Below are 11740 nucleotides of genomic sequence, written 5' to 3' on the forward strand. Positions count from 1 at the left end.
GAGTCATCGGTCAATGGCGTGTGGTTATCTAGCCACGGCGCGTGTCTGTGCGCGCTGATGCACTGGGGTGCGGGCCTGACCAGGCCGTGCGAGGGGAGACACATCTTGAACGGGCGACCGATATCGGGGACGTCGGTTGGTGCGCGGGGGCGCGCGCGGCGACGGGGCACCAAGGGCCTCTTTGCGGTGGCATCGGGTGTGACGCTGCTGTTGGTCACGGCATGCGGCGGGGGAGGCGGCTCGGACTCGGGCGGCGACGGCAAGGACAAGGCCGACAAGAACGCGCCGTCGACCGCGGTGGTGAACATAGCCCCCAAGGACGGCGCCGACTCGGTGGCCACCAGCGGGGCGCTGAAGATAGCCGCCGACAAGGGCAAGCTGTCCAAGGTCGAGGTCAAGGACAGCAAGGGCAATCCGGTGCCGGGCAAGATCGCCTCGGGCGGCGGCAGCTGGACGCCCGCGCACCACCTGGCGGCCTCCACGAAGTACAAGGTCCACGCGATAGCCGAGGACTCCGAGGGACGTGAGTCCGCCAAGGACACCACGTTCACGACGCTGACGCCGAAGAACACCTTCATCGGCCAGTTCACGCCGGAGGACGGCTCGAAGGTCGGCGTCGGAATGCCGTTCTCGGTCCACTTCACGCGGGGCATCACCGACCCGGAGGCCGTCGAGAAGGCCATCGAGGTCAAGACCGAGCCCGCCGTCGACGTCGAGCCGCACTGGTTCGGCAACGACCGCATCGACTTCCGCCCCGAGAAGTACTGGAAGGCGGGCACGAAGGTCACCGTCAAGCTCAACCTCGACGGTGTCGAGGGCCGGCCCGGGGTCTACGGCGAGCAGGCCAAGACCCTGAAGTTCGAGATCGGCCGCAGCCAGGTCTCCACCGTCGACGCCAAGAAGCACCAGATGAAGGTCGTCCGGGACGGCAAGCAGATCAAGAAGATCCCGATCACCGCGGGCGCCCCCGGCACGACGACGTACAACGGCCAGATGGTCATCAGCGAGAAGCTCAAGGTCACGCGCATGAACGGCGAGACCGTCGGCTTCGGCGGCGAGTACGACATCAAGGACGTGCCGAACGCCATGCGCCTGTCCACGTCGGGCACGTTCATCCACGGCAACTACTGGTCGGGCGGCGCCTTCGGCAACACGAACGCCAGCCATGGCTGCATAGGCCTGAGCGACGTGCGCGGCGGCTACAGCAAGAAGACCCCCGCCGGCTGGTTCTTCGAGAACTCCCTCGTCGGGGACCTCGTGGTCGTGAAGAACTCCGCGGACAAGACGATCCAGCCCGAGAACGGCTACAACGGCTGGAACATGTCCTGGGAGAAGTGGAAGGCCTAGGTCATACCGCCGGGATCACACCCCGGCCGCATGTCCCCGTCATGCGGGGCACGGCTAACGTGCCCCGCATGACATCTGTGCATCTCGAAGTCGCCGAGGGCGTCGGCACGATCCGCCTCGACCGCCCCCCGATGAACGCGCTCGACATCGCCCTCCAGGACCGGCTCAAGGAGCTGGCCGAAGAGGCGACCCGGCGCGACGACGTCCGCGCCGTGATCATCTACGGCGGCGAGAAGGTGTTCGCGGCGGGCGCGGACATCAAGGAAATGCAGGCGATGGACCACGCGGCGATGGTCGTACGGTCCCGCGCCCTCCAGGACTCCTTCACCGCGGTCGCCCGCATCCCCAAGCCCGTCGTCGCCGCCGTCACCGGCTACGCGCTCGGCGGCGGCTGCGAGCTTGCGCTCTGCGCCGACTTCCGCATCGCCGCCGACAACGCCAAGCTCGGCCAGCCCGAGATCCTGCTCGGCCTGATCCCCGGCGCGGGCGGCACCCAGCGCCTGTCGCGTCTGGTCGGCCCGTCCAAGGCCAAGGACCTCATCTTCACCGGCCGCATGGTCAAGGCCGATGAGGCGCTCACCATCGGCCTGGTGGACCGTGTCGTGCCCGCCGCCGAGGTGTACGAGCAGGCGCACCAGTGGGCCGCGCGGCTCGCGCAGGGGCCCGCGCTCGCGCTGCGCGCCGCCAAGGAGGCCGTGGACGCGGGCCTGGAGACGGACATCGACACCGGGCTCGCGATCGAGCGCACCTGGTTCGCCGGTCTGTTCGCCACCGAGGACCGGGAGCGTGGCATGCGCAGCTTCGTCGAGGAGGGTCCGGGCAAGGCGAAGTTCCTCTGAAATACCGCTGCAAAGCAATCAGTTGAGGGCGCGTCAGCCAAAGTGTCCCCCGAAGGAGCGGATTATGCGTGGCTTAAGAGAACCTTAAGCCTGCCCTGTTCGCGGCCGTAAGTGATCACTCGTGCGCGGGTAGTCATCGCAGGTCAGCAGGGGTGCTAGAGGGTATTAACTGCCACTGGCATATGCCTACACGGCCCCCCGGAATGGATGGTTCCGGGGGGCTTATTCCGACGGAACGACCCCGGGAGGCGCTCTGTGCGGCCATGATGGGGGCATGGCGGGGCTGGAGGGTATCGAACAGCCGCGGCGACACGGGAGTGCGACCGCGGCCCGCTGGTCGCCGGCGGTGGAGGACGAACACGCGCTGAAGGCGCTGGAGTTGTTCGGCAATCCGACGGACGCGGAGGTTCCGTTGCCGTCCCGTCCGGAGTCCGCCGCCATCGCGCGCCGGCTCGCCCAGGTCGTGGTGCTCCGGCACTGGGGACTCTCCCCGAAGCTGACCGAGGACGCGGTTCTGCTCACCTCCGAACTCGTCGGCAACGCCGTCCGGCACACCGGTGCCCGCGTCTTCGGGCTGCGGATGATGCGGCGGCGCGGCTGGATCAGGATCGAGGTGCGCGACCCCTCGCGCGGGCTGCCCTGCCTGATGCCGGTGAGCGAACTCGACCTCAGTGGCCGCGGACTCTTCCTCGTCGACAAGCTTTCCGACCGGTGGGGCGTGGATCTGCTGCCGCGCGGCAAGACGACGTGGTTCGAGATGCGGGTCGCGGACCGCTGACGTACTGATCGCTGATACGCGAAAGCCCCCGGTTGCCGGTTGCGGCATTGCGGGGGCTTCGCGGAGCGCCACGGACAAAGGGGTGTGGTCCGCGGCGCTGTTGACGACTCGGCCCGGGTCAAAGGGGGTCGTGAGTCCGACTATGGCAGACGGGCGCCGACGATCCAAAAGCCCGTAAGGGGGTGTATGGGTGCAAACCATGACAGTTTAGAGGTGAATCCTTGGTGAGCTGGGACACCTGCCTGGTAAACGCTGGTTAAGTTCTGGCTGTGCCAGGGGTACGCAAGGCGTCCCGTGAGGGCCGGCCACCCTCGCACCCTCGGTCCGTGAGCCCGGTGCGCGGGTCGATCGGCGGCTTTTGCTCTCTTTTCCCATTAAATGGCCGGGTGATCGAGACTGACCGCCGCGGAGCCCTGCGCGCGGGCGCCGGACTGGCCGTCGCCGGCGCGCTCGCCGGGTGCGCCACCACCGGCCCGGACCCCGCGCGCGACCGCCCCGCCCCACCACGCAAGGCCCACCGTGCCGCCGCCCCGGCGCCCGGACGCTTCCCCGGCCTCCCCGACCAGATCGCGCACGGCCCCCGCGACCGCCCCCGGGTCGCCCTCACCTTCCACGGCCAGGGCGATCCGGCCACCGCGCGATCCCTGCTCTCCACCGCCGAGAACGCCGGCGCCAAGATCACCGTCCTCGCCGTCGGCAGCTGGCTCGACGCACACCCCGGACTCGCCCGCCGCATCCTCGACGGCGGCCACGACCTCGGCAACCACACCCACCACCACATCACGATCAACGACATGCCCGAGGCCGACGCCTACGCGGAGATCACCGGCTGTGCCGACCGACTGCGCCGCCTCACCGGCTCCATCGGCACCTGGTTCCGCCCCTCGCGCGCCGAGACCGCCACCCCGCTCGTCGCCCGCCTCGCGCGCCGCGCGGGCTACCCCCACGTCCTCTCGTACGACGTCGACTCCCTCGACTTCACCTCGCCCGGCGCCCCGGCCGTCGCCCGCAAGATCGCCTCGGAAGTGCGCCCCGGCTCCGTCGTGAGCCTGCACTTCGGGTACGCGGACACGGTCGCCGCGCTCCCCGCCGTCCTGGAAGACCTTGACCGCCGCGGCCTGCGCGCGGTGACGACCACGGAGCTGCTGACCTGATGACCCTGCACCTGAATCTCACCCGGCGCACCGGAGCGGTCATCGCCGTCGGCGCGGTAATCGCCGCCGCGCTCGCCGGCTGCGGGAGCGGCGACAGTGACACTCGCGAGAACGAAGCGCTCGGCACCAAGGGCATCCAGAAACCCGCCAAGACCAAGGCGGAGCCCGGCCTGCCCGGCATGCCGCCCGTCCTGGACCCCGAGGACGTCTACGCCGCCGACCGGCCCGGCAAGCTTTCGCCGGTGGTCAAGGACTTCCCCTCCCGGATCTACGTCCCCAACACCAACACCAACACCGTCTCGGTCATCGACCCCAAGACGTACGAAGTGATCGACACGATCGACGTCGGGATCCAGCCCCAGCACGTCGTCCCCTCCTGGGACATGAAGACGCTCTGGGTCAACAACAACCGCGGCCACTCCCTCACGCCCATCGACCCGAAGACCGGCAAGGCGGGCAAGCCGGTCCCCGTCCACGACCCGTACAACCTCTACTTCACGCCCAACGGCAAGTACGCGATCGTGATGGCCTCGATGGACCGCGAACTCGTCTTCCGCGACCCGCACACCATGAAGGAGGTCAAGACCGAACCGGTCAGCTGCTACGGCGTCAACCACGCCGACTTCTCGGCGGACGGTCGCTACTTCATCGTCTCCTGCGAGTTCTCGGGGGAGCTGCTGAAGGTCGACACGGAGAAGATGAAGGTCATCGGCCAGCAGAAACTGCCCTTCAAGGGCGCGATGCCGCAGGACGTGAAGATCTCGCCCGACGGCAAGACCTTCTACGTCGCCGACATGATGGCCGACGGCATGTGGGTCCTGAGCGGCGACAAGTTCGACAAGCCGAAGCTCCTGCACACCGGCAAGGGCACCCACGGCCTCTACGTCAGCCGGGACTCACGCGAGATGTACGTGTCCAACCGCGGCGAGGGCACCATCTCCGTCTTCGACTTCCCCAAGAACAGACTCACCAAGAAGTGGAAGCTCCCCCGGGGCGGCAGCCCCGACATGGGCGGAGTGTCGGCGGACGGCAACACCCTCTGGCTGTCCGGCCGTTACGACTCCGAGGTGTACGCCATCGACACCCGCACCGGAGTCCAGACGGCCCGCATCCCCGTCGGCGGCGGCCCGCACGGCCTGGCGGTCTACCCGCAGCCGGGGCGCTACTCGCTCGGACACACCGGTATTTTTCGCTGAGTAATACAACGGTTGACCACCACGGCCACCGGGCACCAAAGGGGTAGATCCACCCGCACTCCCTCCCCCCACTGCTCTGCCGCCCAGGAGGCCGCCCGTGCTCAAAGGCATCGACGTCAGCTCGTACCAGTCCAGCTTCGACACGGACGGCATATCTTTCGTCATCATCAAGGCGACAGAGGGCCGTTCGTACGTCAACCCAAGACTGACCGCCCAGGTGAAGCGGGCACGGGACGGCGGCTGCGTGGTCGGCTTCTACCACTTCCTGTGGCCGGGGAACATCAAGGCCCAGGCGGAGTATTTCGTCAGCAAGGCCCCCGAGAAAGCGGGGGACTTGCTGGCGGTGGACTGGGAGTGGACGGGTGAGCACACACGCGCGAGCAACGCGGAAAAGGACCGCTTCATCAAGGAGGTAAAACGCCTCCGCCCGAACCACCGGACGATCTTGTACACGAACCGCGATTTCTGGCTCAACCACGACACCACGTCGTACGCCGGTGACGGCCTCTGGATCGCCGACTACGTCTCGGCGGGCAAACCGCGGATACAGGCGAAGTGGCGGATCCACCAGTACACGTCCACGCCGCTGGACAAGAACGTCGCGGACTTCGAGAGCGAGGACGCGCTGCGGGACTGGGCCAAGCCTTAGCAGTCCCGAGCGCGGCCCGCGCTCACGATCTCAGGCGCGCCACTCCGCCGTACGCTCCGAGGACGCTTCGGCCAGCGCCTTGGTGATCGCCTCGGTGTCCTTCGCCAGGCCGTAGACCGGGGTGCCCGGCTGTTGGCGCCAGGAGTTGTCCTGGCCGCCGTTGTCGACGGTGTCGAAGCCGATTTCGTCGATGAGGTCGCGTACGACCTTCTTGGCGGCCTCGTCGTCGCCGGATACTGGGAGCGCGACGCGGCCGGGAGTGCCCTTGGGCTGGGGCTTGTCGAGGATGTCCTGGGCGTAGGTGCCGTTGAAGGCCTTGATCACCGGGTGGCCGATCTGCTGCTCGGTCCAGCGGCTCTCGGTCACGCCCTCCTCGATCTCGGCGATCTTCCCGTCACGCTGCTGCGGGTAGTAGTTGCCGGTGTCGATGACCGCGAGGCCGTCGGCCGCGCCGTCGAGGAAGCCCGAAGGCAGGTTCGGGACGGCCTTCAGGGGGATCGTCACGACGACGACCTGCGCGTCGCGCGCGGCCTCCTCGACCTTCACCGGGGTCGCGCCCGTCTCTTCGGCGAGGGCTGTGAGGGTGTGCGGGCCGCGGGAGTTCGCCACGGAGACGTCGTGGCCGAGGGCGGTGAGGCGCCGGGTGAGGTTGCCGCCGATGTTGCCCGCGCCGATGATGCCGATCTTCATGACTCGTCGCCCTTCCGGGGTTCGTTCGCCAGTGTCGTAACGGAGCCAACCTCCGGAACGGGTGAGGTATTCCTGTACGGGGTGCCTTCACCGAGGCGTCCATGGGTGTGACGAGGGGCACTGGAACTCGTCGGAGGGTGCGGAGAGATACGTGGTGTGAGGCCTACTGAACTGGGAGATGGCATCCATGCACGTATCCGGGCAGGTGAGCGCGAGGCGTTCGGGGAGTTGTACGAGGCGTATGCGCGGGCGGTCTACAACCATGCGCTTCGGCTGACCGGCGACTGGTCGACCGCCGAGGAAGTCATGTCCGAGACCTTCCTGGCTGCCTGGCGTACCCGTGAACGGCTCGAACCGGACGGCGGTTCGCTCAAGCCGTGGCTGCTCGGCATCGCGACGCACAAGGCACAGAACGCCAACCGCGGCCTGCGCAGACGGCTCGCCTTTCTGCACCGGCAGCCGCCCCCGCCCGACGTGGCGGACTTCTCGGAGGAGTCCGCGGGGCGGATGGACGATGCGCGGCGGCTCGCGGCGGTGCACGGCGCCCTGCGGCGGCTGCGTCGGCCGGAGCGTGAAGTGCTCGTGCTCTGCGTGTGGTCCGGGCTCGATTACGCGCAGGCCGCCGAGGCGCTCGGCATTCCCGTCGGCACGGTGCGATCGCGGCTCTCGCGGGCTCGCGCCCGGCTGCGGAAGCTCAGTGAGGACGGGACCGGCGGGGCCAGTGGCGCCAGTGGCGCCGACGGGGCTGGCGGGGCCGGTTCGGAGGATGTGAAGAACGTGACGGAACCGCTCCGTGGTCGCGGAGAGGTAGAGAGTAAGGCCGCGTTCGCGGCCCTGCCCCTGCGGGAGGAATTCCGATGAACGCCGCCACCCCGTCCCCGGGAGAGGCCGAGGCCGCCGAACTGGCCCGCCTGCTGCCGGAGTCGGACGAACACGAATGGCAGCTTCCGCCGGGGCGTCACCTTCACCACAAGGACGTCCTGATGCAGCAGATCGACCTCGACACGGAGCAGAGCCGGACACGGCAGGTCCCAGTTTCCGCCCCCGCATCGCCCCGGCGCCGTCTGCTGCGCCCCGCATTGCTCATGCCGGCCACCGCCGCTCTCGCGGCCGCCGGGGTCCTGATCGCCGCGCTTCCCTCCGGCGACGCCGACGGTGTCCGTGACATGGGCGCGGGCAAGGGTGCCACCGCCGGTGCGGCCGTCACCCTGGGCCGGATCGCGAACGCCTCCCTGAACGCCGACACCCCGCGGGTGAAGGCGAGTCAGTTCGTCTACACGCGCAGCTTGGTCCAGGGCAACGAGGGCGAGTTGGACGGGCCGGTGAAGCTCGGCGCCCCGTACAAGCAGCAGACGTGGTTGTCGCAGGACCCCGCCCCCGTCACGAACATCGGCATGATCCGTGAGAGCGGGAAGGGGGCGATGATGCCGGGCCAGGACGTGCCCATCGAGGCGTCCGCCGTCGACGGTTCCGATGACTCGGGAGCCATCCCGGAGGGGCCCGACCGGCCCACGTACAACTGGCTCGCCTCACTGCCCACCGACCCTGACGCCCTGCTGGAGAAGCTGTACGCCGAGACGGAGCCGGCCGACGAGCGCGAGACGAAGGCGCAGGCCGTCTTCGACAAGATCGGTGACCTGCTCGGTGCGACGGTCATGCCGCCGGAGAACGCCGCCGCGTTCTACAAGGCCGCCGCCAAGCTTCCCGGGGTGACCGAGGTGCCCGACGCGGTGGACGCGGCGGGCCGCCACGGAATCGGCATCACCCTTGACGAGTCGTCGTACGCGACGCGCAGTGAGTGGATCTTCGACAAGGAGTCGTTCGAGTATCTCGGTTCCCGCGGCTACATGACCAAGGACCACAAGCCGGGCGGCAAGCCGGGCAAGGCGGGTAACCCCGAGGTTCTCTACGGGAGCGACGCGGTCCTGGAGCGTGCGGTCGTCGATCAGAAGGGCATGGAGCCCGAATCGGCCGGCGAGCGTGAGTCCGCTGACGAGCGCGGCTGAGCAGTACGGTTCGGGCGCCCGCTTCGCACCGCCCGCAGCAGCAGGAAGAGCAGCAGCCCGAAGGGCGAGAGCAGGATCGTCAGGACCAGGAGTGGTCCCGTCACCAGCGCGTGGATGCCGATGCGCCGCGCCTCGCGGTACATCCACTGTCCGATCAGCAGGTCCCAGGCGATGACCTGGGCCCAGATCGCCCCCGCCCCATTGGCGAGGACGAGCAGATCGCGGAACGTGTCGATGTCCGGGCTGCTGACGGCGGCCCAGAGTTCGGGGAAGACGGGCAGCGCCATCGCGGTGTAGACGGCGAGGATCGGTACGACGGTGAGGGGCGAGGCGGCGACGCGGGCGGTCGTCCGCCACCCCGGCGCGAAGATCATGAGCAGCCAGACCGGGGCGGCCAGCCAGAAGGAGAGTTCGAAGAGGAAACCGGTCATGGCACTAGCTCCTTGTGGTCGTCGTCTTCCTTGCCGCTGAGGGGTATCTGAACTGCGCTGTCCATGCGGTCAGTTGGGCTGCGCAGGACTCCGTACGCGGCGGCGGCCGTGGCGCCGATGACCAGTCCCGCCGCCGTCAGCGTCGCGCCGTCCGGACGGATGAGCGGCTGGCCGCGCAGGGCCTGCCAGGTGACCAGGGCGAAGACCGCCGTGTACGCGCCCGAGGCGATGAGTACGAGCCGCGTCCGCACCCGTCCGTCGGTCAGTCGTACGAATCGGGGGCGGGCCGCGAGCGCCGTGAGGGCCATGAGCAGCAGCGGGATGAACTGCAGTGCGTGGATGCCGACGAAGTGCGGGATGCGCAGATCGCCGCCGACCGTCGACCAGCCGGTCAGCGGCATGGACGGACCGCCGTCCGGTACGCCGACGCTGTGGGCGCCGACGATCGGTGAGGTGTCCCGCTGCTGACCGGGAGCCGGTTGGGTCATCAGGAACCCGGTGGCGGTCCCGGCGAGCGCGATGACGATGCCGCAGCGCATGGCCAGGGCGGAAGCCCGGTCGGCGATCCGGGCGCGCAGCAGCAGGATCGCGATGAGCAGGGTGGCGAACCACAGGATGACGATGGAGACGGACATCGCGTTGAACAGCGCGTCGTCGAACGGGGTCGCGCGGTTGAAGTGGCTGCGTCTGCCCCGCACCACCTGTCCGGTGATGATCACCATCTCGACGAGGCTCGTCGCGGCGACGGCCGTGCCCGCCCACCAGCCCGCCCTCCGGTGGCGTTCGAGCAGTGACAGCAGCCAGGCCAGCGAGAGTCCGTAGGCGGCGAGCGAGACCGAGAACTTGAAGGGCTTGAACCAGATCGGCGCGCCCGTCAGGACGCGGTCGTCCACGACGAGGCCGATGCCGGAGGCGACGGCCAGGGCCGCCATGGAGGCGGAGAAGAGGACGAGCGGCCGATGCCATAAGTGCCATGCGGGCATGGGGATCCCCCTGATGGGACGACAATGAATGGATAGTGGCGCTTGCCGCTATCCGATAGCGCCACTATCTATGATGGGGTCGACGAGGGCAAGGGGCGCAGCCGGTGGCAAAGTGGCGAGCGGGAGCGCGGGCAGGTGGGCGCCAACGGTGAGCGCGCCCAGAAGTAGAGCGTGAACAGGAAAGTGGGCAGGCCGTGCGTATTGGCGAGTTGAGCCGCAGGACCGGTGTGCCGGTGCCGACGATCAAGTACTACGTCCGTGAAGGGCTGCTGCCGCCGGGCGAGTTGAGCAGCCCGAACCAGGCGCAGTACGACGAGTCGCACGAGCGCAGGCTGCGTCTCATCCGCGCGCTGCTCGACGTGGGCGGCCTGAAGGTGGCCGCCATCGCGGAGGTGCTCGGCGCGGTCGACGACCCCGAGCGCCCGCTGCACAAGGTGCTCGGCGCTGCCGCGGACCGCCTGGGTTCGGCGGCGGACGCCGACGACGACGCCGAGGCGGCGGCCGCGAACACGGCGGTCGACGAGCTGATCGCGCGCCGCGGCTGGCGCACCCACGAGTCGAACCCCGCCGCGACCGACCTGTCACGGGCCCTTGCCGCCATGGGGCGCGTCGGGCACGGGGCGTTCACGGAACTGCTCGACGAGTACGCAGACGCCGCCGAAATGGTCGCCCGCGCCGACCTCGGTTACGTGGGCCGGCGGGTGGCGGTCGAGGACCTGGTGGAGAGCGTGGTGATCGGCACCGTACTGGGGGAGGCGGTGTTCAACGCGATGCGGCGGCTCGCCCACGTGGACGCGTCGGCGAGGATCTACGGGGTCGACGGGGCGGGAGCGGCCAGGGGCGAAGGAGAGGGGGCGGCAACCTAGCCGCAGGCCAGCAACTGGCCCAGGGTGTCCTGGAGTTCGGCCTGCGCCACGCGCGCCGCCTCTTCCGCGTCCTTCGCCTCGACTGCCCGTACGAGCTCGGCGTGAGCGGCGTCGCCGTGGTTCGGCTCCTTCGCGCGCACGTCGACCAGGTCGAGGAGGTTGATCAGGCCCTCCCGCAGTACGGGGGCGAACTCCGCGAAGAGATCCGTCAGTACGGGATTGCGGGCCGCCGCCACGACCGCCGCGTGCAGGGCGATGTCGGCGTCGATGAAAGCGGCGTCGTCCGCGGAAGCCGCGGCCCTGCGGCCTTCGAGCGCGGCGCGCATCGCCGTGATGTCCTCGTCGGTGCGCCGCCGTGCCGCGAGCCGCGCGGCCTGCACCTCCACCAGCATCCGCACCTCGTACACGTCCGTCACCGCCGCGCGCCGCAGCCGCGTGGGCCAGTCCGCGACCGGCTGCGTCGCGATGACGAAGACCCCGGCGCCTTGCCGTGAACCGGCCACCGGGCTCGACCTCGCGGGCCGCGAAGGTCTCCTGGACAGCCTGCGCGAGAGTCACCCCGAGCTCGCCACGGTCCTGGTGACGCACCATCTGGAGGAGCTCCCGGCCGGTACGACGCACGCCCTGCTGCTGCGCGACGGGCGCGCGCTCGCCTCCGGCGCCGTGGACGACGTACTGACCGGCGATCAGATCAGCAAGTGCTTCGACCATCCGGTGCGCCTGACGCGCACGGAGGGGCGGTGGAGCGTGCGGGCATCGCGGCGCGCCCGCTGAGTACGCGGAAGGGGCCCGGCACGCGCG

11 protein-coding genes and 3 pseudogenes are annotated in these 11740 nt (G+C 69.3%); 10 read left to right on the top strand and 4 right to left on the bottom strand.

The window, feature by feature from the left end:
* Window positions 1-105 precede the first annotated feature (105 nt).
* From ACWFR3_RS23825 to ACWFR3_RS23850, 6 genes are all read left to right on the top strand, one after another.
* Window positions 106-1347: a L,D-transpeptidase gene (locus tag ACWFR3_RS23825; protein WP_453736632.1), complete on the top strand. Its 1242-nt coding sequence runs from the start codon at window positions 106-108 to the stop codon at window positions 1345-1347.
* 68 nt (window positions 1348-1415) lie between these two features.
* Window positions 1416-2186: an enoyl-CoA hydratase/isomerase family protein gene (locus ACWFR3_RS23830; protein WP_453736633.1), complete on the top strand. Its 771-nt coding sequence runs from the start codon at window positions 1416-1418 to the stop codon at window positions 2184-2186.
* A 169-nt stretch (window positions 2187-2355) separates the two neighbouring features.
* A complete protein-coding gene (locus ACWFR3_RS23835; protein ID WP_453736646.1) occupies window positions 2356-2964 on the top strand; it encodes an ATP-binding protein in 609 nt (202 codons plus the stop codon).
* 386 nt (window positions 2965-3350) lie between these two features.
* A complete protein-coding gene (locus ACWFR3_RS23840; RefSeq protein ID WP_453736634.1) occupies window positions 3351-4118 on the top strand; it encodes a polysaccharide deacetylase family protein in 768 nt (255 codons plus the stop codon).
* On the top strand, window positions 4118-5314 hold the full coding sequence (locus tag ACWFR3_RS23845; protein ID WP_453736635.1) for a YncE family protein: 1197 nt from the start codon (window positions 4118-4120) through the stop codon (window positions 5312-5314). The genes ACWFR3_RS23840 and ACWFR3_RS23845 overlap by 1 nt, the downstream gene beginning before the upstream one ends.
* A gap of 97 nt (window positions 5315-5411) precedes the next feature.
* Entirely contained in the window at window positions 5412-5963 is a 552-nt protein-coding gene (locus ACWFR3_RS23850; RefSeq protein ID WP_453736636.1) for a glycoside hydrolase family 25 protein, read from the top strand.
* Between the two features lie 30 nt (window positions 5964-5993).
* Here the strand turns inward: ACWFR3_RS23850 and ACWFR3_RS23855 are convergent.
* Window positions 5994-6704, bottom strand: a pseudogene (locus ACWFR3_RS23855) (NADPH-dependent F420 reductase); the annotation flags it as partial.
* 132 nt (window positions 6705-6836) lie between these two features.
* On the opposite strand from ACWFR3_RS23855, the gene ACWFR3_RS23860 reads away from it, so the two are divergent.
* Window positions 6837-7514, top strand: a complete 678-nt coding sequence (locus ACWFR3_RS23860; protein ID WP_453736647.1) for an RNA polymerase sigma factor — start codon at window positions 6837-6839, stop codon at window positions 7512-7514.
* A complete protein-coding gene (locus tag ACWFR3_RS23865; RefSeq protein ID WP_453736637.1) occupies window positions 7511-8659 on the top strand; it encodes a CU044_5270 family protein in 1149 nt (382 codons plus the stop codon). Before ACWFR3_RS23860 ends, ACWFR3_RS23865 begins: the two co-directional genes overlap by 4 nt.
* On the opposite strand, the gene ACWFR3_RS23870 is transcribed toward ACWFR3_RS23865, so the two are convergent.
* Both ACWFR3_RS23870 and ACWFR3_RS23875 read right to left on the bottom strand, forming a co-directional pair.
* Window positions 8599-9090 (bottom strand): ABA4-like family protein, encoded by a 492-nt coding sequence (locus ACWFR3_RS23870; RefSeq protein ID WP_453736638.1) that lies wholly within the window; start codon window positions 9088-9090, stop codon window positions 8599-8601. The two genes, ACWFR3_RS23865 and ACWFR3_RS23870, sit on opposite strands and share 61 nt — an antisense overlap.
* Window positions 9087-10073: a hypothetical protein gene (locus ACWFR3_RS23875; protein ID WP_453736639.1), complete on the bottom strand. Its 987-nt coding sequence runs from the start codon at window positions 10071-10073 to the stop codon at window positions 9087-9089. The genes ACWFR3_RS23870 and ACWFR3_RS23875 overlap by 4 nt, the downstream gene beginning before the upstream one ends.
* Before the next feature lie 194 nt (window positions 10074-10267).
* On the opposite strand from ACWFR3_RS23875, the gene ACWFR3_RS23880 reads away from it, so the two are divergent.
* Window positions 10268-10939 (top strand): MerR family transcriptional regulator, encoded by a 672-nt coding sequence (locus tag ACWFR3_RS23880; RefSeq protein ID WP_453736640.1) that lies wholly within the window; start codon window positions 10268-10270, stop codon window positions 10937-10939.
* On the opposite strand, the pseudogene ACWFR3_RS23885 reads toward ACWFR3_RS23880, so the two are convergent.
* Window positions 10936-11433, bottom strand: a pseudogene (locus ACWFR3_RS23885) (FadR/GntR family transcriptional regulator); the annotation flags it as partial. The gene ACWFR3_RS23880 and the pseudogene ACWFR3_RS23885 sit on opposite strands and share 4 nt — an antisense overlap.
* Here ACWFR3_RS23885 and ACWFR3_RS23890 point away from each other — a divergent pair.
* Window positions 11429-11713, top strand: a pseudogene (locus ACWFR3_RS23890) (ABC transporter ATP-binding protein); the annotation flags it as partial. The pseudogenes ACWFR3_RS23885 and ACWFR3_RS23890 overlap by 5 nt on opposite strands.
* Between the last annotated feature and the right edge of the window lie 27 nt (window positions 11714-11740).

Source organism: Streptomyces sp. NPDC055189, assembly GCF_053606765.1.

Excerpts from the sequence above, each read along its gene's own strand:
- ACWFR3_RS23865 (WP_453736637.1), top strand. The coding sequence starts at position 7,511 with ATGAACGCCGCCACCCCGTCCCCGGGAGAGGCCGAGGCCGCCGAACTG.
- ACWFR3_RS23845 (WP_453736635.1), top strand. The coding sequence starts at position 4,118 with ATGACCCTGCACCTGAATCTCACCCGGCGCACCGGAGCGGTCATCGCC.
- ACWFR3_RS23875 (WP_453736639.1), bottom strand. The coding sequence starts at position 10,073 with ATGCCCGCATGGCACTTATGGCATCGGCCGCTCGTCCTCTTCTCCGCC.
- ACWFR3_RS23830 (WP_453736633.1), top strand. The coding sequence starts at position 1,416 with ATGACATCTGTGCATCTCGAAGTCGCCGAGGGCGTCGGCACGATCCGC.
- ACWFR3_RS23870 (WP_453736638.1), bottom strand. The coding sequence starts at position 9,090 with ATGACCGGTTTCCTCTTCGAACTCTCCTTCTGGCTGGCCGCCCCGGTC.